This is a genomic window from Pseudomonas quercus, from assembly GCF_012033695.1.
Classification (GTDB): Bacteria; Pseudomonadota; Gammaproteobacteria; order Pseudomonadales; family Pseudomonadaceae; genus Aquipseudomonas; species Aquipseudomonas quercus.
Window position 1 is genome coordinate 1 of the sequence record NZ_JAAVJI010000023.1, and the last position, 19665, is coordinate 19665.

At 53.2% G+C, this 19665-nt stretch carries 23 protein-coding genes and 3 pseudogenes; 8 read left to right on the plus strand and 18 right to left on the minus strand.

Features of this window, described 5'->3' with window-relative positions; translation table 11 throughout:
- Nucleotides 1–386: 386 nt before the first annotated feature.
- Entirely contained in the window at nt 387–689 is a 303-nt protein-coding gene (locus HBH25_RS22155; protein ID WP_168086115.1) for a hypothetical protein, read from the plus strand.
- 383 nt (nt 690–1072) lie between these two features.
- Here the strand turns inward: HBH25_RS22155 and HBH25_RS23620 are convergent, their stop codons facing one another.
- The 3 genes from HBH25_RS23620 to HBH25_RS22170 form a co-directional block, all read right to left on the minus strand.
- Nucleotides 1073–1531, minus strand: a complete 459-nt coding sequence (locus HBH25_RS23620; RefSeq protein WP_324616921.1) for a hypothetical protein — start codon at nt 1529–1531, stop codon at nt 1073–1075.
- Between the two features lie 45 nt (nt 1532–1576).
- A complete protein-coding gene (locus tag HBH25_RS23440) occupies nt 1577–1840 on the minus strand; it encodes a topoisomerase C-terminal repeat-containing protein (protein WP_229632008.1) in 264 nt (87 codons plus the stop codon).
- A gap of 357 nt (nt 1841–2197) precedes the next feature.
- Complete coding sequence (locus HBH25_RS22170) at nt 2198–2446, minus strand: helix-turn-helix domain-containing protein (protein ID WP_168086116.1); 249 nt, start codon at nt 2444–2446, stop codon at nt 2198–2200.
- Nucleotides 2447–2674: 228 nt separating this feature from the next.
- Here HBH25_RS22170 and HBH25_RS22175 point away from each other — a divergent pair, with 228 nt between their 5' ends.
- Nucleotides 2675–3085, plus strand: a complete 411-nt coding sequence (locus HBH25_RS22175) for a hypothetical protein (RefSeq protein WP_229632009.1) — start codon at nt 2675–2677, stop codon at nt 3083–3085.
- Nucleotides 3086–4765: 1680 nt separating this feature from the next.
- Nucleotides 4766–4903, plus strand: a complete 138-nt coding sequence (locus HBH25_RS22180) for a hypothetical protein (protein WP_168086117.1) — start codon at nt 4766–4768, stop codon at nt 4901–4903.
- A 62-nt stretch (nt 4904–4965) separates the two neighbouring features.
- Here HBH25_RS22180 and HBH25_RS22185 read toward each other — a convergent pair.
- The 7 genes and pseudogenes from HBH25_RS22185 to HBH25_RS22215 all read right to left on the minus strand — a co-directional run bounded on the left by HBH25_RS22185 (nt 4966) and on the right by HBH25_RS22215 (nt 9395).
- A pseudogene (locus tag HBH25_RS22185) lies at nt 4966–5512 on the minus strand (GNAT family N-acetyltransferase).
- A 76-nt stretch (nt 5513–5588) separates the two neighbouring features.
- Entirely contained in the window at nt 5589–5831 is a 243-nt protein-coding gene (locus HBH25_RS23890; protein ID WP_168086118.1) for a transposase, read from the minus strand.
- Between the two features lie 454 nt (nt 5832–6285).
- The gene (locus HBH25_RS22195; RefSeq protein ID WP_168086119.1) at nt 6286–6936 is read right to left on the minus strand and encodes an AAA family ATPase; all 651 of its coding nucleotides are present in this window, start codon (nt 6934–6936) and stop codon (nt 6286–6288) included.
- A 609-nt stretch (nt 6937–7545) separates the two neighbouring features.
- Nucleotides 7546–7812: a cupin domain-containing protein gene (locus tag HBH25_RS22200; protein ID WP_218585512.1), complete on the minus strand. Its 267-nt coding sequence runs from the start codon at nt 7810–7812 to the stop codon at nt 7546–7548.
- Nucleotides 7813–8060: 248 nt separating this feature from the next.
- Nucleotides 8061–8708 (minus strand): hypothetical protein, encoded by a 648-nt coding sequence (locus HBH25_RS22205; protein ID WP_229632010.1) that lies wholly within the window; start codon nt 8706–8708, stop codon nt 8061–8063.
- Between the two features lie 164 nt (nt 8709–8872).
- Nucleotides 8873–9169 (minus strand): type II toxin-antitoxin system RelE/ParE family toxin, encoded by a 297-nt coding sequence (locus HBH25_RS22210; RefSeq protein ID WP_168086121.1) that lies wholly within the window; start codon nt 9167–9169, stop codon nt 8873–8875.
- Nucleotides 9132–9395: a CopG family ribbon-helix-helix protein gene (locus HBH25_RS22215; RefSeq protein ID WP_168086122.1), complete on the minus strand. Its 264-nt coding sequence runs from the start codon at nt 9393–9395 to the stop codon at nt 9132–9134. The genes HBH25_RS22210 and HBH25_RS22215 overlap by 38 nt, the downstream gene beginning before the upstream one ends.
- A 276-nt stretch (nt 9396–9671) precedes the next feature.
- On the opposite strand from HBH25_RS22215, the gene HBH25_RS22220 reads away from it, so the two are divergent.
- Nucleotides 9672–9926 (plus strand): hypothetical protein, encoded by a 255-nt coding sequence (locus tag HBH25_RS22220; protein WP_168086123.1) that lies wholly within the window; start codon nt 9672–9674, stop codon nt 9924–9926.
- Between the two features lie 2 nt (nt 9927–9928).
- Nucleotides 9929–10168, plus strand: coding sequence for a hypothetical protein (locus HBH25_RS22225; protein WP_168086124.1), 240 nt, complete (start codon nt 9929–9931; stop codon nt 10166–10168).
- Nucleotides 10169–10324: 156 nt separating this feature from the next.
- Here HBH25_RS22225 and HBH25_RS22230 read toward each other — a convergent pair whose 3' ends face one another.
- From HBH25_RS22230 to HBH25_RS22240, 3 genes are all read right to left on the minus strand, one after another.
- Entirely contained in the window at nt 10325–11938 is a 1614-nt protein-coding gene (locus tag HBH25_RS22230; protein WP_168086125.1) for a methyl-accepting chemotaxis protein, read from the minus strand.
- 230 nt (nt 11939–12168) lie between these two features.
- On the minus strand, nt 12169–12444 hold the full coding sequence (locus HBH25_RS22235; RefSeq protein WP_168086126.1) for a type II toxin-antitoxin system RelE/ParE family toxin: 276 nt from the start codon (nt 12442–12444) through the stop codon (nt 12169–12171).
- Nucleotides 12444–12716, minus strand: a complete 273-nt coding sequence (locus HBH25_RS22240) for a CopG family ribbon-helix-helix protein (protein ID WP_168086127.1) — start codon at nt 12714–12716, stop codon at nt 12444–12446. Before HBH25_RS22240 ends, HBH25_RS22235 begins: the two co-directional genes overlap by 1 nt.
- Before the next feature lie 211 nt (nt 12717–12927).
- On the opposite strand from HBH25_RS22240, the gene HBH25_RS22245 reads away from it, so the two are divergent.
- From HBH25_RS22245 to HBH25_RS22255, 3 genes and pseudogenes are all read left to right on the plus strand, one after another.
- Entirely contained in the window at nt 12928–13908 is a 981-nt protein-coding gene (locus HBH25_RS22245) for a tyrosine-type recombinase/integrase (RefSeq protein ID WP_168086128.1), read from the plus strand.
- Between the two features lie 56 nt (nt 13909–13964).
- Nucleotides 13965–14555, plus strand: coding sequence for a hypothetical protein (locus HBH25_RS22250; protein WP_229632011.1), 591 nt, complete (start codon nt 13965–13967; stop codon nt 14553–14555).
- 84 nt (nt 14556–14639) lie between these two features.
- Nucleotides 14640–14918: pseudogene (locus HBH25_RS22255) on the plus strand (tyrosine-type recombinase/integrase); the annotation flags it as partial.
- Between the two features lie 194 nt (nt 14919–15112).
- On the opposite strand, the gene HBH25_RS22260 reads toward HBH25_RS22255, so the two are convergent.
- From HBH25_RS22260 to HBH25_RS22280, 5 genes and pseudogenes are all read right to left on the minus strand, one after another.
- Nucleotides 15113–15550 (minus strand): GNAT family N-acetyltransferase, encoded by a 438-nt coding sequence (locus tag HBH25_RS22260; RefSeq protein ID WP_218585513.1) that lies wholly within the window; start codon nt 15548–15550, stop codon nt 15113–15115.
- A 627-nt stretch (nt 15551–16177) separates the two neighbouring features.
- Nucleotides 16178–16804: a DUF7831 domain-containing protein gene (locus HBH25_RS22265; protein ID WP_168086129.1), complete on the minus strand. Its 627-nt coding sequence runs from the start codon at nt 16802–16804 to the stop codon at nt 16178–16180.
- A gap of 117 nt (nt 16805–16921) precedes the next feature.
- Nucleotides 16922–17134: a hypothetical protein gene (locus HBH25_RS23040; protein WP_178089105.1), complete on the minus strand. Its 213-nt coding sequence runs from the start codon at nt 17132–17134 to the stop codon at nt 16922–16924.
- Between the two features lie 453 nt (nt 17135–17587).
- Nucleotides 17588–18202 (minus strand): hypothetical protein, encoded by a 615-nt coding sequence (locus HBH25_RS22275; protein ID WP_168086130.1) that lies wholly within the window; start codon nt 18200–18202, stop codon nt 17588–17590.
- A gap of 510 nt (nt 18203–18712) precedes the next feature.
- Nucleotides 18713–19543, minus strand: a pseudogene (locus HBH25_RS22280) (DUF4113 domain-containing protein); the annotation flags it as partial.
- Nucleotides 19544–19665 lie beyond the last annotated feature (122 nt).

Consider the following 19665-nt stretch of genomic DNA (forward strand, 5'->3'; position numbering starts at 1 on the left):
ACCTATGCCTACAGATGATAGGCCGAGAGAGACAGCCCGAATGCCAGTGGGTGGCTAAAAGCGTCTGGAGAGTTCCGGTGTCAAGCGCGGGGGCACAGCGATGTTTAGCCCAGGTAACTCAGATCTGAAGTGGGCATGGACCAATTTGCAGCCGTAGGCTGCCAAGTTCTCAGGTTGGTATCAAACCCGCCAGCATAGATGCGTTAAACGCCCCTTTGGCAACTGGTTACGGAAGCACAGAAAACGGAAAATCGCACGTTAAGCGTGTTGTCAATAACGCATTTTTTATCACGCATGAAGTTAGCGCACTTTATCGGCATAACGCGCATTTGAAATAAGCTGAAAGCATAATGCCACTATCCTATTAGCCTTCCCCCTGGCCCCACATGAACGATTCCGATGCCCGTCACCTGCGTCTTTTGAACCTCATTGAAGCCCGGCGTGTGGGTGAGTTTGATTTTGACGATATTCAAGAACTGAAAGCGCTGATTGCACGTAACTACATCGTCCTGACTGAAAAACCAGGGCTAGCGCCTTCCATTTCTCTCAATGCCGAGGGACAGGATTACCATCAAAGCCTGTTCGAGCTGACCATAGGGCATATGAGACGTGCTAGGCAGCCGGAACCAGCTCACGAACCGTCTTCTTATTGGAAAGATTTGAGACCTGCTTCTGCTTTACAGCTGTAGGGCCAATACCTGGCGAGAAAAATTCTTGCTGGCCGCGTTTTGAGTGTAATACTGTAAATTCATACAGTTATGAGTTACCCGCATGGCCAAGAAATCCCCAGCAGCACCGCCAGCGCCCAAACCCTATGAGGTTCTGGCGCTACGGTTGCAGCGCGCTATCAGGGGTCGTCTCAGAATTCGGAACATAAAGCACACTAGCGTGGCTCCTGCCTTGAAACAGACGCCTCTTCCGCCAAGCATGTCCAGTTGAAGTACACCTCAAACTGGCGTCAGGCGTCTCACTGGCACCGCGCCAGGTTAAGGCCGCTTTTGGCCATGTCTGACGCTCCTGACCCAGGTTCTCAGGCCTTAACCTGACAGATTCGCTCTTGACGTGCTTTATTTTACGAATTCTGAGGCGACCCCAAATAGAACTGCTGATCAACTCGCCGGAGCGCGTGACGGTGCGCGGGTAGAATCTGGTTCTGCTGCGCTTCGCGGGTGAAGTACGCGGCAACCGTTGAAGCCTGTGTGTTGGCAGTCAGCGCCTTGATCGGCGCACGCTTGAACACCAGGGGCTTTTCCACGGGCCGCTTGAGCGGGTCGAACAACATCCGGGCGCGCTGCTCGATGTCCTTGACGGTGACCACCCGGTTCGGGTTTTTCGCGTAAGGCGGGACAACACCTGCAGCACGCCGAGTACAGGGTTTACGCGGCTTACGAGCACCAGGTGATTGCCGGGCACCTGGTGCAGCCTTCGGTGCTGGCAACCGCACCTGGTTATCGCTGGCCAGCGACCCAAAGGGCGTTCGATGAAACACGAACTCCTTCGCAGCTGGCCGCTTCAAGGGATCGAACAGCATCCGGCCACGCGCCTGCCTCCATTGGCTAAGGGTCATGCGCAGGGTTTAACGGTTGAATTCTAATTCTAGCTTGGCTTCGGTGTTCAGCTTCAAAGCCGCTTCAAAGGACTTGCCGATCTTCTTGTTGTGAAAGCCCTTCAGCACGCCGGTCTTGTCCGTGGTAAGCAAGGACTCGATCTGGCCGGACGAAAGCATCTTGCCGCTGATCTCCGGGTGAAACTTCCAGCTGCAGCCCGGCAACCGATAACCCGCGACGTTACCGCCAGGTCTGTGCCGCACATGGGGCATAGGGCGTTCAGGCTGTTCCATCACGGGCCTGCCGGTGCCTGGCACATTGCCCCAAGTCCACGTTCTGCACCTAGTGGAGCAATGAAGGTTTCTAGCTCGTCTAGGAACGCGTCCACAGCCAGCCCGCTGGCCTCGCATCTGCTGTTGCTCATGCTAGAACATGGTCATATCCGGCGTGCTGGCAATGGCCTACAACGCAACCATGAACTTCAGGCCCAATGGGGTCGGAACCAGCTTTTTCTTATAGACGGAGTAAAAGCCCTGGAACGCTTTAGCCAATCCCTAAGCCTGCTAACAGACCGATCCACGGTCTCCCCTGGTACCAATGACCATTCAGTGCAGTAGTCGTCGGCAGGAGATGTGGCCTCTCGATATGTGTCAGGATCGATGGAGTGCTTCCTCGAAGGCTTTGGTAAAACTGACAAGGTCGCCACCTAAGACCTTGCACAGATCACGGAGCTGAACCATGTCCAGTCTCCTGACTCCTCTCTCCACATCGCTCATGAACGATTGTGGTCTTCCTAGTGCAGCAGAACACTGAGCTTGGGTCATCCCAGATTTGACACGCGCGCGCTTTAGCTCCTGCAGAAAGATCACATGCTCGCGTCGATAAATAGCCTTGGTCATAGCCGTATCTGGTTAAGAGGCGGCTGACCAAGCTATATCTGCTTTTGGGATATCTGATTTTCAGTTATTTTGCTCTGGATCATTTTGCCTGGGAGGCTGTATGAGACTGTTTTGGAACTGCTACGAGTCGCGTGGGCAGTGGGATGTTTGCCAGTAGGAGGGCTTTTTCTAGTAATCATGATTTTTTCTGGGTTCAACCTACCATTCTTTCTAGGATTCACGGGTGGCATGGACCCGGCGCTTAGATGGCTGTTCTGGGTCTTGGTCCTTTACTTTGTCGGAGGCGGATGGTTGTTCTCACGTGTCGACCAATACTACGCCGCGAAACTAAAGAAATTGGTCGCTGGTTATCAGACCGAAGGATTCTGCCCTCAGATAGAGGTATTCGCGAAGATCAACGATGCGTACGTTGGGGTCGACCTGCGATCAAAAAAATTGCTGGCCTATCCAGTAGGCCAAAAAGCCCATTTCTTCCGTCTGGATGAGATTCAGTCCTGGCGAATTCTTCCCGTGGGCAAAAGCAATCATCGGCTCGAGCTGCTGACGAACGATTTGGCCATCCCATCGTTCAGTCTGGCTCTCAAAGGCTCTGAGGTGCTCAGTACCGAGGCACGGTTGCATACCGCCTTCGGCTCTTGAAGAGGAATTCTTCAGTTATCCATTTGGCGCTAAAGGCTGGTGATATACGAAAGCCTACGTACTTTTAATGCTTGCACTCGTACATCGCCGCCAAGCTTCAGACCAGCCCTTTTTTGCTGGACCTGTATAGCGCCAACCTTCCTGAAAACACCGTAAACATTGGGGATTGGTAGCTGTTCTTGGTGATATCGAGCCTTGAAGCGTCGGCGATGTACGAGTCCCTGCGTACCCCTGATGCTTTCTCTCGTACACAGCCGACAAGCTCAAAATCCGCCCTGTTTGCTGGGCCTGTACCGCGAAAACCTTCCTGAAAACACGCTAAAAACTGGGGATTGGTAGCCGCCCCTAGTGATATTTAGCCTTGAAGCGTCGGCGATGTACGAGTCCCTGCGTACCTCTGATGCTTGCGCTCGTACACAGCCGACAGGCTCCAAATCCGCCCTGTTTGCTGGGCCTGTACCGCGAACACCTCCCTGAAAACACGGTAAAAACTGGGGATTGGTAGCCCCTCTGGTGATATTTAGCCTAGAGGCGTCGGCGATGTACGAGTCCCTGCGCACCTCTGATGCTTGCGCTCGTATACAGCCGGCAAGCTTCAGATCAGTCCTGTTTGCTGGACCTGTACCTCGAAAACCTCTCTGAAAGCACCGTGAACACTGGGGATTGGTAGCCGTCCCCCAGTGATATCGAGCCTTAAAGCGTCGGCGATGTACGAGTACATATTTGCGCCCAAGAGACGTTTCAGCGCTCTCGTGAGCAACCCTTTAAGGGTAATTTTGACTTCTGTGCTTGTGCTTCTTCAGCATCTGCTTGCTCAACGACTTCAGGCCTCAGCGTCAGCTCTCCTGCGTATACCATAAGCGTTGCACACCGCGTACGTGATGCATCGTCCACTGGATTACTAAGCTTTCTTGAGGAAAATAAATTAAGCATATGTCTGATCATCTTCAGGCGTCTTATGGGTCTCGGGGCATAGCCCTGAGCAGGGAGGTAGGCACCGCAAGGGAGTGAAACCACTGCAGCGGGGCCGGTTGTATGGACGCCATTCATGGCGGTAATACAAACCCTACCCTGTCCTTCTTCAAAAATCGCTTTTTGTTGCAACCTTGGGAGACGTAGAAAATAACATTTCCGAAAGCCATTTAGATCGGCTCGGAGACGCTGATTTGGAAGCTCTGGCTGTGCTTTCAAAGTCGTTTTTTTGAAATCTTGACCGTCGTTCCAAAAGCATCACTCTCGAAAGCCATGTGGATAGGCTCGCAGACGCTGATTTCAAATGCCCGTTATGCTTTCCAAGCCGTTTGTGCAGAAACCTTGGGGGACGTTAAAAATAAGCGTTCCCTAGAGGCATGCGGATGGGTTCAGAGACACCGACCTGCAGGCTCCAGTCCTGCTTCGAAAAGTCGCTTTTGTAGGAACCTTGCACCACGGGGAGAAATTAAATTCACAGAATCATGTGAAGATGAATGCAGACACGCTGATCGAAACACCCCGGAGATTTCTGTAGCCGCGGATCATGCTGTAGTGGTCAACTGATCCCGGACACTGGGCTAAATTTGTCCTCGGCAACGGCGGGCGATAAGCCTTCGCTGAACTGATGCGGTCGCCGCCAGTTGTACCGCTCCATCAGAAAACGACCGATATCTTGCTCTGGCGGCCCCACCAAATAAGGGCACACCAATGATCAAACTGCGCCTCTTGTTGCCCTTGCTGGCTACAATGACCCTCGCAGGCTGTATGACCACTGAGCGCATGCCGGATGGCACCACGAAGATCCGCATTTCCGATGATGCCGCCAAGTCGCTCGCTTCTCTGTAAGCGTCTGGGCATCCCGCCTTGCGGAACTGATCCCACATGCACGACCGTCGCCTTCCTTAATTTTAGATGCTACGAGTGCTAACCAGCGACGTCAGAACATGGTCTTCCCAGACGCCAGCAATTTTCAAATATTCTCGCGCATACCCCTCTTTTTTCAAAACCCAATGCCGTCAGAACTCGTTCACTTCGCGCGTTGCTCGGCAAATGATTGGCCATGATCCGGTGGAGAACCATCTGCTCAAAGCAGTATCGGTTGGTTACCTTAAGCGACCGTTTCATCAAGCCTTGGCCTTGAGCACTTTCAGCCAACGAGAAACCGAGATTACATGCCTGGAACGCTCCCCTTACAACATTGGTGTAGTTACACCGGCCTAGTATTTTCGCGTCTTGAGATTCGAGCACGAGAAAATAAAATGAGCTTCCGGCCTCCATGTGTTCAACCTGCTGCGCGACCCTTTCAGTGGCACTCTCAATAGTGAAATACTCCTCGTTTCTCAGAGGCTCCCAAGGACGCAGGTGGTTTCGATTCGACTTTTCGTAGTGGTGGATCAGCTCAAAATCGTCACGTACCAATGCTCGAAGGAAAAAGCCTTCACCCGAGTATTGCATTTTGTTCTCCGGTTCATTCATCGATTGGTTTTACTGCACAGTCACAAACCCCGTTTCGGGACGAAACCTTCTCATGTCAAGAAGTCTGACAGATTAATGTGGTATCTGATCGTGACGCTGACGGCTGCAATGTCAGCGGGATAAAGGCTGGTTGCAGGGTTAGGCCGCTCTGCGATTGCAACCGAATCCACTTGTGGACGAGGTTCGCATTGAGCCTATGGTTGAGCGCAACGCTGGCAATCGAGGAGCCGGGCTGGGCACACTCTTGGATGACTTGGGTCTTGAAGGATTTGGAATAGGAACGGCGTTGTGGGTGCATAAAGACCCTCTTAAAGGCTAGAAGTTGTGTCCACTTAAATTGAGGTGGACACCATCGCCTTTGGCGGTGAGGTCAGGAAGGTGTGTTGGCCGGCCCCTTACCTAAGACAGCTATGCTCAGCTGTCTAAATAGGCACCCACCCAAGGCAAAAAATTACGAATTACGAATTACGAATTACGAATTATTCGTCCTGTATCCATCTCGTATCAATGACTCACGGATCAGTCCGCTGACCGTCCTGGATCCCGAGCCTGACCGTTTGTTATCTCGGACTCTTTCCTCCAACTGCTCAATGAGATCGGGTGGCAGACTGATGGATAACGGTTTGGATTTTTTAGGAGGCTCAGTAGTAACCCTTTGCTCGCCGTAAGGCTTATCAGCAAGCTGGCGGGCCAAAGCTTCCGCCGCTTCTGGGGTAACAATGTGCTTAGCGCCGGCTACTTGACTTGGCTTCTTAAGCGCCACGACTCACCTCCTCCATCAAACCCATGATTTCTTTGGCAGCCAGATCGTTATCTCCTTCCAGAACGGATTTACCTGAGGGAATCGAGTCCTTGTATGCCTTTCGATAAAAACCAACCGATTCTAAAGGTTTTATCTCTGGAAACTCGGATACGTAGTCTAGGAATTCAGTCCTTTCCGTAGCACGTACGGACGGGTTCGTAGAGGCCATCGAATGGTATGCGTATACACGTAGACTAGGGTTAAGGTCTCGAATTCTGATGACCTGTTCTTGTAGCTCTCCTAGCGTATCCAAATCGAGCTGGCTGCACTGATGTGGAGCAATAATCAGATCTGCAACAGTGGCCCCTGTGATGAGTTCACGCGAGTTGCGACCCGCTACGTCAACCAATACATAATCGAATTTCTCACCAAGAGTGCGCAGCGTGGAGCTGATATTGTCTCTTTTCTCCACCAGCGTGATTTTGGGATTTAAATCCGCTGCCTCACGCTCAGCGTGCCACTTAGAAGAGCTTCGTTGAGGATCGGCGTCCACCAAGCATACGTCGTGGCCAGCCATTGCTAGCGCCGACGACAGGTTGACTGCAGTGGTCGTTTTCCCCGCCCCACCTTTGTTGCAGCCCACGATCCAGATTGAGCCCATTTGAGATCCTCCTATTAATTGGTAATTCATAATTACCAATTACCAATTAATAGTCAACCCTTTCAGCCCCCTGCCACGACGGTTTCGGTTTGCTGTGCGGGTGACTAGATGAAGTCGGGCAAGGCCTTGGATGGAGCATTGACAAAAAATATTAATTAGTAATTACTTATTACCAATTCATAAAAATATATGTTACTGAATTTATTGGATTAATTGCGTTTTTTGGAGATTCAAAAGCATGGCGCATCCCTACCGCGAAGGTTCAATCATCGCTTCGCTTTCGAATCATTCTCAGCTTGCATACTCGGATCAGCAGAGCTCCGCCTAAGCTGATTTGATCGTCACAGCGATCATAGAGCTGAGTGGTGCGGGTTGAAGAATGGTTAGTCATAGCATGGCCATCTCCAGTAAGCCTACGTTCTTAAGACAGCCTGTGATACCCGTTGCCCGAAAGGTGTGATTGCCTATCCGCGTATCAATGCCAGCTTCAACAGCACGATGACGAACTATGTGGTAAACGCGAGGCTGAGGGGAGGGCGGTTCTACTGAGCTGTTTGACGACCCTGGCCAAAGAAAATCACCCAGGTCCTAAAGTCGTCGCTAAACCGTTCAAAGCGGGTGATCGACACCGGCAGGCACAAAAAGAAGGTCACCGATCTTCACTTCAGTGTACGTCTGATCGCGCCGAAAAGTGGCTGTCCCTGAGCTGATGATGTACAGCTCGTCCTGGGCATGTGGCGTTTGGGTGTCCTTTACACGTGGAGCAAATAATTCAATCGAAAGGTTGCCACGTTCGAACAATACCGCGAAAGGGGTAGGCAGTTGGGCCAGTGCGAGGGCTTGTTCAGCTTCATCCAGCTTGAGTAGGTCTGTCACGGATGATCCTTCACCGACCCTGGCCTTATGTATGATAAAGGACATTATCATACATAGCTGGAAGGACTTGGCAGCGCGAGAACCATTCAAAGCGGGCGAGGTTAGCAGCTCTGCTGATGCTGACGACGAAAGACCTTTGTCCTGGGCATGCCTCAAGAATCTCGGCGATCAGGGTGCCTATCTGCTCTGGCGATACCAGGCTTTGAATGAACAGCTCCGGCAAGACCAAAGGGCTTGTCTGCAGAATGTTAATTCTCTGAAGGCTTGGGCTTTCCAAGCCAGCGTTGAGCTCGGTAACAATTGTTTATATCGACCGCTTTTATCGCATATTCCGTGCGATTCGCACGATCATGCGCTCCAAGCAACCAGTAGATTTCTGCCTGATAGTCACGGCTATCCGCCCATTGGAACCCAGCGCTTGACGCTTCTTCACGACGGCAGGCCAGATTCATAGCAGGTTGGGGAAAATAACTTTCATAGCGTGGTGCAGATGTCTGCATGCTTTCCAGGATAGGGCGATACTCAGGCGTATCAGTAAACGTATAGCAAAATGACTCAATCGGTAGGGCCGGCGGAGCAAAGCCATGACTCAAGCTTTTTTTCAGCAATGTGCACGCTTTCTCCTGGGGAATTTCAGGTAAATACACCAGGTAGACGAGCGCAAGACGATATTGAGCAACGGGATGCTCCAGGAATGCGGCCTGTTCCAACAGAGGAATTGCCGTTTGCAATTGCTCTCTTGCCTTGGCGCCCAACAAACGATTTCTGACTTGGATTTCTGGATTCGCTGAGCGCAGGTCTACGGCCTGGAGGTTTTTGTCCGCGTCCTGGAGATAGGGCACGGCTTGCTGATAAAGACGCTCGCTGCCAGGGTCAATTGCCGAGGTATCAGCCAAGCAAACAGGCTGAAGCACACATGCCAATATGAAACAGCTCAATCGGAATACTGGCATACGGCTACGTTCCTAAATGATCCGGGCAAGGACGACTCAAGATAGCAGGCTGCTAGAGAGAGGCCGAGCCCAGAGCAACCCTGTCAAGAGGGCAGCTACAGACCACACTACCAGTCTTCTGGACGCTCGGCGTGTTGGTGCAAAATTCGATACACCAGGATGGTGCCGCTCTTGACCTTGAGGGTGTAGACGGCGCGGTAGGGAAATTTCGAAAAAATCAGCTCGCGACAATCCGGAATATCCGACGCTTTCCCTAGCTGAGGAAAGCTCTCCAGTCGGCTTAGGGCTTCCAGCACCTGGAAAACAAAGTCCTCTGCTTTTTCGGCGCCTAGCCGGGTTTTGTAGTGCTCGTAGATACCTTCGAGGTCACTGTCCGCCTTGCTGGTTAATGCGATTTTCGGCACGAGCTACCCACTTAGCCTTCACGGCATCCAAGTCAACGAGGTTACCTGCCTCTGCATCGGCTATGCCCTCAGCAACCGCACGGAAATGCCAGGACTCGGCCTCGACGTAGCGTGCCAAGGCGCGTTTGAGGTGGTACTGACGATCCCGGTCGGTAGCTTCGGCGAGCTGATCGAGCTGGTTGATTAGCTCGGCTTCCACACGAAAAGACAGGACAGGTGCTGCCATTTTAGGAACTCCTAAAGCATTTGTCTACGACGTAGACAACAAGATTTATAGTATACTCTATATTCAATTATTTGTTGAATAGCTATCTCGAACTGATTTCGAAGTGCTATCGATAATCGGTAGATTGGTAAATCGACCCCTGCACACAAGCCCGCTCCGGCGGGCTTTTTGCTGATCCCCGGTGACCAGACCCCCGCCCCCCTGGCGTACCATAAGCCGCCGGTTCGGTGTTCGCCCAGTCTAGCCATCAGATTCGAGTTCACTATGTTGCACCCTATGTTGCCGTCCTCCGATCACAGCGATCTGCCTGTCGGTTTACCCGATCACGTGTACGCCTCCTGGCTTTCGGCCCGCAAAGAACTGCGCAGCAGCACGGATTTGCACCTGGGTGAACTGCGCTATCAGTTTTGCTGCGGTTATGTGCGGGCCCTGATCGATGCCGGGGTCATTGATGATCACTACGGTTCGATCGTTAGCTCACACCTGCGCGAGATATGGCTCGGACTGATGAATCATTTGTCGCAGGGGTAGGTATGCGTGCGGGTATTCATGAAGACGCTTTGAAAGCCATGCTCGAGGGTGGGGCCGTGCGTGAAGTATTGGTCAGTCGGCATAATGAAAAGTGGACCCTGGCGATTCGCTTAGGCGGTGCCGGCATCCGGTGGCTGCCCGTGCGTTCGCGACGTGAAGTGTTGCGCACCTGGGCGGGTCTGACAGCGGTGGGACGCTTTGCCGAAAGCCTGGGCATCAAGGGCTTCGCCGTGGAGCTGTAGGGGGAGGTTCCGATTCGGAAACTTTGCCAGGCTTCGGCTTTAAGTCTCCTTCTAGGTCGTGACCGGCAACAATCGGACCCATAGCTGCCCTCCGTGAGGGCAGCAACCAGTTAAAATGACTCACTTAAAAATTTACAAAATCCAGATCACTTCATGCTACAGCTTGAAGCGCGCAGTGGAGTCATTCAATGTGCGGCTGGAAGACACCACCGCATTCACGTCCACGTTGGCGATAGTTACTGATTCGGCCGAGGCACTTACCATGGATGCAATGCGTTCCACGTTCTGGGCCACGCTGCTGCTGGCCTGGCTTTGCTCTGATGTGGCCGAGGCCATCTCCCGAACCTGAGCCAAGGTGGCAGCCGCTTCGGTGCTGATGTCGCGCAAGGCGGCTGCCGCTTCATTGGCCAGCCCCGCTGCAGTGTTCATCTTGGGTTCGATAGCCTGCATTTCTTTTACGGCCATGCTCGTATCGTTCTGAATGTCGGCCACCATGACCGTGATTTCCTCAGTTGCCTGGGCAGTGCGCTGAGCAAGGTGGCGTACTTCATCGGCGACGACAGCAAACCCACGGCCCTGCTCACCGGCGCGTGCCGCTTCGATGGCCGCGTTGAGCGCCAGCAAGTTGGTCTGGCTGGCAATATTGCGAATGGCGCTGGTGATGCTGTCGATCTCGTCGGCGCGCGCAACCAGCCCGCTGATCTGGCCTGATGCAGCTGTGATCTGTTGTGAAACTTCAGCGATAGCCCCTGTGACTTCGCTAACCAGACGCTCGCCCTCGATAGCCAACGACGTGGAGCGTTCAGAGTTGGTCTGAGTCATGCGGGCATTGCTCGAAATCTGGTCGATGGTGACTGACATCTGTTCCACGGCGGCTGCCGTAAGCGTCGTGGCCTCTGAGGTATGCTGAGAGGCATCGTCGATATGCTGCATCTGCTCACCCAGGCTAGACGACGTGCCTTTAAGTTCCTCTGCCACCTGCTTGATGTCCACGATCATGCCACGCAAGCCGGTTTGCATGCGGGCCACGGCGGCCATCAGGCTGCCAGCCGGGTAACTGTCGCCCATCACCTGGCGCAGGTCGCCGTTGGCAATCGACCCTGTGACTTCGGCTACCTGCTGCGGCTCGCCGCCTAAGGCGCTGTAGATGCTGCGAGACATGCGCCAGGCAATAGCGACCACGCCCAGCAGCACCAGTACGCCGATAGAGAGGAACTTGTACACCAGTTGCCAGTACGCTTCACTGATGTCATCAGCATATACCCCAAAGCCCATTACCCAGTTCCAACCCGGGACCTGGGTTACGCCATTGATCTTGTCCACAGGCTGGGTCTGGCCTGGCCGTGCCACCTTGTCGTCAAAAAAGGCGAAACGGTCACTGCGCAGGTGATCCAGGTAGTTCTGCCAGGCGGTCTTGCCGCTGGGAAGCGTGGCGCCTACGTCAACCTTGCCAATGAGGTCCGGGTTGGGATGGACCAGGCTCAAGGCCCCTTCCGTCCTGGCCCAAATATAAGCGTTCCTGCCATCGCGCAGGGCGCTCAGCGCCTCTACAGCACGTGCCTGGGCCGCAGCGGTTGTCAGCGTGCCAGCTTTTTCAAGGCCCTGAAAGTATTCAACCTGTTTGCTGGCCAGATTCAAAACGGTATGGATCTCACGGCGGCGATCTTCCAGCATGGTGTTATGCAGGGTATTGAGCGCAAATAACGCAATGGCGATCAGACCGGCGCAGGCGCACGCGGCGATGATAAAGAGGCGGTGGGCTACTTTCATCGGGGTCACATGTATAGAGGGTTTAGTCCTGTGTTATCGACCTGTCACGTCAGTACTTGAATACTGATCCCGATCAGTTATCAAAGTAAGCTAAACCCGGTTCCTGCCACCGCAATCAGTCCTGTACAAAGCTGTGTATGCTGCTTAAGAGCTAGGCCCCCTAATCTGCGCCAAGACAGTGGCAGATTACATGCCAAAGGACGCCTTTACGGTCACCGCCTTTTGATCTATTAGCGATTTTCGCGGCTATGCCACAGCCGCAACAGGTACAAAGTGGTGCCTGCAATCTCATACCGCATCTCATACCCTCCTACCAGCAACTGGCGGACGTCACGCGGCTCGAACTCGTCCAAGCGCTCGCCAATACGCGGGTTTGTAAGCAATACCTGCGGTGCAGCGGTCAGCTGTTGCACCGTGCGTGCAGCAGTAGAGCGATTCATCCGGGCCAGAAGCTCATACAGCCGCGTCAAATCCGAAACACCCTTACTGGTCCACTGCAGTTCCATTAGCGCGGTACCGGCAGCGGCGCTTCAGTGCCCAGGCTTTCAGCCCACGCTTGCACAGCCTGGTGATTGATTACCCGACCGGCATCCACATCGAGCAGCGCTTCGCGGGTGAGACGGCTGCGCTCGTCTTCTTGGTCAAGCCAGGCAGACAAGGCTTGTTTCACGATCCAGTTTTTCGAACGCTCCAGGCGCTCGGCCATTTCGTCGACGCGTTCGGCCAGCTCGACCGGAACGTGCGCGGTGACCGAACGTGTTTTTGCGGCAGTGGCCATGATTTATTACTCTCCATTTCTAATCGGTCTTAATCATTTTGAATCATAATACATCGATCTGATTTTAGACGACTAACAACCAATCGTTATGAGTCATTTTTGAGCAAAATCCAGACACCCTTAATTACTCTTGATAAAATACGTTATCACCAGTAAACGACCAACAGCGGTCTAAGGCTGGTTTTCAGGATTTTTGAGGGGAGGAGGGGGCATGACGGAGGAAAAAGAAGAAAAAGCAGTCAGGGTTCACCAGGAGGGTGGCGAGCGCCGTCTAACCGCGATTGAGTTTCAGCAACTGGCGGCGGTACCGGCTGCGGTGGAATGGTTTGCCAACATTGATAACCCGCGCACGCGTCGTGCTTATCAAAACGACCTGACGGATTTCTCTTCCTTTATAGGGCTGAATGGCGCTGATGAGTTTCGCCGGGTAACGCGGGCTCACGTGCTCGCCTGGCGGGCCGACCTGGAAGGGCGCGGTCTGGCCGGAGCCACCATCCGCCGTAAGCTCGCCGCGCTGGCCAGCCTGTTCGATCACTTGCTGGAAAGCAACGCCATGGCAGGGGGTAACCCGGTACACGGGGTAAAACGGCCCAGGATCGAAAGCAACGAAGGCAAAACCCCGGCCCTGGGCGATCACCAGGCTAAAATGCTGCTCGATGCACCGGACCACACCACGCTCAAAGGCCTGCGCGACCGTGCCATCCTGGCGGTGTTGCTCTACCACGGGCTACGACGCGAGGAAGCGGCCCAGCTGAGGGTAAATCACCTGGTGGAACGACGCGGAATTAGGCACCTGCAAGTTCACGGCAAAGGCGGGAAGGTCCGGTACTTGCCGGTACATCCGGTGGCTGCTGACCGTATCCATGCCTACCTGGAGCGTTCAGGGCACGCGTTGGCCGACGCTAAGGGGCCGTTGTTTGTACCGTTGCGGCATTGGGCCAAGGGGCTAGGCGTGACGGCTAATGGCATCTACACATTGGTAGAGACGTATGCGAAGAAAGCAGGCATCCAGGTCGAGGGCCTGGGCGTGCATGGGCTGCGTGCCACGGCGGCCACCAATGCCCTGGAGCATGAGGCGGACATTGCCAAGGTGCAGGCTTGGTTAGGCCACGCTAACATCAGCACAACGAAAATCTATGATCGGCGGCAGAACAGGCCGGAGGATTCACCTACCTACAAGGTGAAATATTAGCCGAACGCACTGATTGAAAAGATGAAGGAAGAGTTGCAACCATAAGGGCTGATCGCATGGACGAAACGGCAAGATTCGCGTTTTATGAAAAAATCTATTTTTATGAGTTAGAACGTAAAGAAAAACTGATTTCTAGGCTCAACCTGCCTCTGGCTATCCTAGGCGTACTACTCTCATTTCTTTCCTATATGCTAGGTAAAGCACCAAGCGCAGGGGATGGCTTTGCCGGGATCTCATTTTGGATATTGTATTTGTGCGCCGTGTTCTGCCTGCTGTGTGGGGCTTACTACTTCCGCTCGTCTTGGCAATTGCGCGATTTTGACAGGGGGCTTCCAACCTTGACTGACCTCGAGAGATATCGCATCGACGCAGCTGCTCATTTCGCTGTACACGGTGAAAACCAAGATGACCCAGAAATCTATTACAAAATGATAATTCAGAATTATTACATTGAAGGTGCAACGGTTAACACAGTGAACAACGACAAGCGTGGCTCACTGCTCGTTTCATTAGCAAATTCCGTGACGCTCACCATGATCCTATCAGTGTTGTCGTTCATCCCGTTCTACACCCATCAGCAGGAGCTGAACCAGTATGAGCAATCAAAAGCCGCCACCGCCGCCGCCACCTCCAATGCGCTTCGTTAAAGATCACGGAAAAAATCTTCCAAAATCTCCGCCACCGCCGCCCCCGCCAAAAAAAGACTGATTGCGGGATCCCTCTCAGACTGCCAGGTCACCCGAGCGCACGTATTGGCCTGGCGGGCCGACCTGGAAGGACGTGGCCTGGCCGGAGCCACCATCCGCCGTAAGCTCGCCGCGTTTGCCAGCCTGTTCGACCACTTGCTGGAAAGCAATGCCATGGCCGGTGGCAACCCGGTACACGGGGTAAAACGGCCAAGGATCGAAAGCAACGAAGGCAAAACCCCGGCCCTGGGCGATCACTAGGCTAAAATGCTGCTCGATGCACCGGACAACACGACGCTCAAAGGCCTGCGCGATCGGGCGATCCATCACTCGCCCGCTTGATATACCGTATCTGTAAAGCATGAGCACTGTGCTGGAGGCGCTGACTGGACATCCTTACCCGGTACCAGATGTGAATGACGGGCAGCAATAGACCCATAGCGAACTCTGACCAGCATTTGGTTAAAGGAGGTCTTTAGCCCGTCCCATTGAGCGAAGTGAACGATTTGAACCAGTTGTTATGCATGTTTTACTAGCCGTTTCTTTAAATGATACAGGTTAGTGCCGATTGGGCGATCCTCAAGAACACCATAAATCTCATACCCATGCCGCTCATAGAAATTTTTAGCATCAACAGTTTTTAAGAATGCAACTACTGCCCCATTGTTGGCACCAATCGCTTCTGCTTTTTCCAAAAGCATAGATCCTACTTTTTTACCGCGATGAGATTCCTTAACCCAAAAGGTGTCAATCTCTAAGCCATCCCAGTAACAATTACAGCTTATTGCACCGATGTAGTCACCTACTTCATCGTGTGCAACCACCATAAATATTTTATCTTCCGATTCTGGTGGAAGATTTGGATATTGAATTCGAAGATATTCTGAAAACCTATTACTAAGAACTGCTTTATCATTTTCTGTTGGAGAACCCAATACATCAATCTTGATTTCCACTTTATTGCTCCTTAAATTCAACTTTTAGGTGCCAAACGGCTTTTGGCATAACATTCCATGCTTAAGCTTAACCCCTTGAGTAATCCAAAAAAATCGACGTTGTAAACCCAACATCAAGAAGGGGGAAAGCGACATATTACTTCGCACATTACTGACGTATTAACTGCGTGTCCATGGTCTGCTTTTGACCGTTTTCTGTCGGTCGCCACCGGCAGCTTTTGGCCGTTAGCTGCCTATCCTGAAGGGGCCGCTATGGATCGATAACGGACTGTCACCAGCCACAATAACTGCTTACCTGCAAGGATGTTCGGAATGGTAGGTTTACCATAACACCCGTTCTGCACAGCCAGTCCCTAGTCCTCAAAGCGAGATCAGCGGTTCAAGAATGGAAATTGCACTTGCACCTGATGCATAAGCAGATTCGCTGCGACGAAACTGGCTAACGCGTCCAAGCAAGCCAGCACACTACCGCCAATGATAATTCCCAAGGCGATTTGGTAGGCAAGCCAGTTTTTGCTTCGTAGCGGCTGTGGGCGTCTGCCGAACGTCTCCAGGTCCTCCTGGTCGGGCTTAAGCTCATCGTCCCTCATAGATTCTCGATCCTTTTTGTTTAAGCTGTAAATTGACCTAGCCCTCACTCGCCCAACGATAGGTTGGCAAATGGAGGGTAAATAGCCTGCCCTGAGCATCTAGTTCTTTTCCAGCAGCCAGGCAATGCGCTTTGAGCTGGTCCAGGCTCAGGCCATGCTTCTGAGCCACAACCGAGGCCATGTAATACCCGCCTCGCTTGCACACCTCAGTGAAAAGCTCGTAGTGGTACGTATGACTGCTGTTGTCACTAGGCCTGTGAGCGGAAGTCATAGTGGACGGTTGGCGATAACCAAAGTGGTCAGCCAATATCTGACAGAGGTCGCGATAGATATGGGGGCTGTGGATTTCCAGACCAGTTGGACCGGCTCCTATACCCGCTTTAGGCACCCGCAACGTTCGGCCCAAAGCGAGCTTGTAGAGCTTGCGCAGAGCCTGACGCAAAGCTTCGTGCTCTGTGTCTTGATCTGAGAAAGGCACATGCGCTTCGTTGAGAATGGCGTTGCAAACGGGGATACCACACGTATTGGGTTCTGCCAGGATGTCCATGGTGCCGGCACAGATCTGACCATCCAGCGTCAACTCAACTGCGTACACCTGATCACGATTGGCGCGTAATACATCCACGTCAATCGTCTCGTATTCTTCAATTAGGAAACGACGCATTAAAATCCCTTCGCTTTCAAGCCTGCCCGCAGCCCGATCACTTGACCAAGCCTCCACTGTCCCAGCGTTGTTTCCTATCGTGCTGGGCCTGGACGCCAGCACTGGCCCGATAGCAGGTTATTGATCCGGTGTTTTAAGCTTCGCGATATGTTGCTTCATCCAGTAACCGTCGCGGCGCATTTCTTGCCGCAGCGATTCAATCTCCAACGGACTCAAGCGAGACGGCTGCTTGTAGGTGTCCGGCTTCGTGCCGTCTGAGCTTGTCGAGTCCATGCCTGCTTCGTTTCGGCCATCCTCATGCCACCACTCAATGAATGTTTTCTCTGCCACGACCTCACTCCTTTGATTCGGCGGACGCCAAGAGGTCCACCTTCTACGCACCTGGCCCCACGTTTGAAGGCGGGGCTTGGGCGTACCTGGTCGAATTCCTATAACCCAAGAGGCAGATCGTAAACGTCGAAATGCTGATAATCTGCAGCGACAACACCGGCTGGATGGTCAGCACGCCAAACATTCATCTGCATACGCCATTCGGTCCAATCTTCTTCATTATCGGACCCGTGAGGCTGCTCAGGCGGACTCACGTGATAGTCGAGTAATTTGGGCGAGCCTGACCGCGACGTGGAAGGCGGCGCATCAGCATTGAACCGTAAGCAGTTCGTACACCAGCCATTTCAGACCCACTGACGGGTTCGGAAGATCTGGGCCACCGGGAAGCACGTTAGGCACCCGGGGCACCACACTTTTTCGGGTAGCACGGTAGGAAGACTCGTTGTCATAGATTCAAAACGCCTGATTGACGCTCAAACCACGCATGATAGAAAAGCTTGGGTCGATCAACTGCAGCGTTTTCTCCGCCTTCAACCTGCCGACAACCACGCGATAGCTTTTGGGTTCTTCACTAAGAGTTTCCGGGTTGCGTGCCAGCTTCTGAATTTCAGGCGTTTTGGCCCATGCGGCTACCGACTTTTGGCGAATATCTACCAGCACGACCCACGACTTATCAACAGCTGGCCCCATTTTTTCAGTATTTTCGGACGTGTCTTTGATGTTGGCTATTTCATAGCCTTGGGCATAACAGAATCCTGATTCCTGCTGTACGTAAGCATTTCGCCCAGGTTCAGTGAGAGAATAAGTGTTGCCACTTTTAGCGAGCAACCCCGCAGACACCAACGCATCGAAAGAGGGCTCATTACCGATCGATGTGCCGCTCCCGAAACCTTCCTTCAGCGTCACAGGGAAAGTCTTGAACATCGGCGCACGCACACAGGAAGCGCCCTCAAGCTCAGGTTGCAAGGCGGCCTGAATCTCACCTTCGGATGGCCCGCGTGCGCACGCAGCAAGCATCAATGCACCACTGACAATAAATGCCGCTTGAGCCACTTCTTTGATTTGCATCGTTTATCCTTTACGGGTGTATGGTCAGACTTCAACAGGACCTGATATTACCAAGGCACACGGGGGCTGGGCTAAAGATCCTTTATCGCTGATATTCCTTCGTTTTCGCTGACGATACATCGACACCCTTCTACTGCCGCTGCCCAGCGCAGGGCTGGGCAGCGGCAGGCTTGTGATGTACTTGGGCGTTTTCCGTTGATCGTGGAGCTGGCGATGGACTGAGTGACGTTCCGCTTTACATAACAGCAGCCAGCAAGCCGATGGGCACGGTAGCCGCGTAACCTACGACCGGTGTACCTCCTCAGCTGTCAGCTGCTAGGAAATGTCATCTACCTGGAGCTTGATATGGGTATTGGCGGTCATTGTGATGCTCCTAAAGAAGGATCCCTATCATCACTCATTACCACCTTATGAAGCTGTAGGAATGGACTGCAATCTAGTAAGAATTTTCTCTGAAGAATCAACCATATGCAGCTATGCCCATTGCTTCTTAACTGGTCTTCTTTGATGTCAGCGCGCACTTACTGTCCATAGCTGGTCAAAGCGCGTGGTATAGCTCTGACTCATGAACTCGCGACGCATGCCCCAATCCGGCTCTATCGGCACCGTAGCAGCCCGCAGCGTGCCTCGGCCCCATCGGGCATTGATGCTGTCCAGTGTTTCCATCAGCTGCTGGCATTTCTTCGGCTGGGTTACGGCAAACAAGTCGTCGGTGTACTCGCCAGGCTGCCGTAGGTCCAGCAACAGCACCTCAGCCTTGCTGTAGCGGTAGCCCTCACGAAAGATTCGTTCCACGGCATAGGTCGCCGCATTGGTCATCAGCAACGTATCGTGCGTAGGGTAGGGTAGCTCCACCAGGACGCCGTTTGCATACCTGGCCTCATCCGGGTTGAACATGCCGGTACGCACACTGATGCGCATCTTCTTGCACATCGAACCCTGAGCGCGCAGCTTCTCAGCGGCCCGCGCTGTGTAGGTGGCCACCGCTTCCTTGATCGGGGCCAGCTCGGTAAGCCGTTTGCCGAACATGCGGCTGCAGCAGATTTCCTGCTTGGGTGGGTCGGGGTCGTCCAGGGCCAGGCAGGACACACCGGCCAGCTCGCGTGCTGTGCGCTCCAGGACGACGCTGAATTTTGCTCGAAGCATGACAGGATCAGCCTTGGCCAGGTCCATGGCCGACTGGATACCCATTGTCTGCAGGTGATCGGTCAGACGGCGACCGACTCCCCACACTTCGGATACCGCTGTATTGCGCAGTACCCAATCACGCTTGAAAGGGTCGCAGATGTCCACCACACCGCCTGTGTGCTGCTGCAGACGTTTTGCCGTGTGGTTGGTAAGCGGCCAGCAAACACACCTTCAAAAATCCAGAATTAAGGGCAATGGTGTCCGCCTATTTAAGCGGACGCGATCACCCTTATCGCTAGGATTTCCATGCGCCAACGAAGCTCTTACCCCAAACC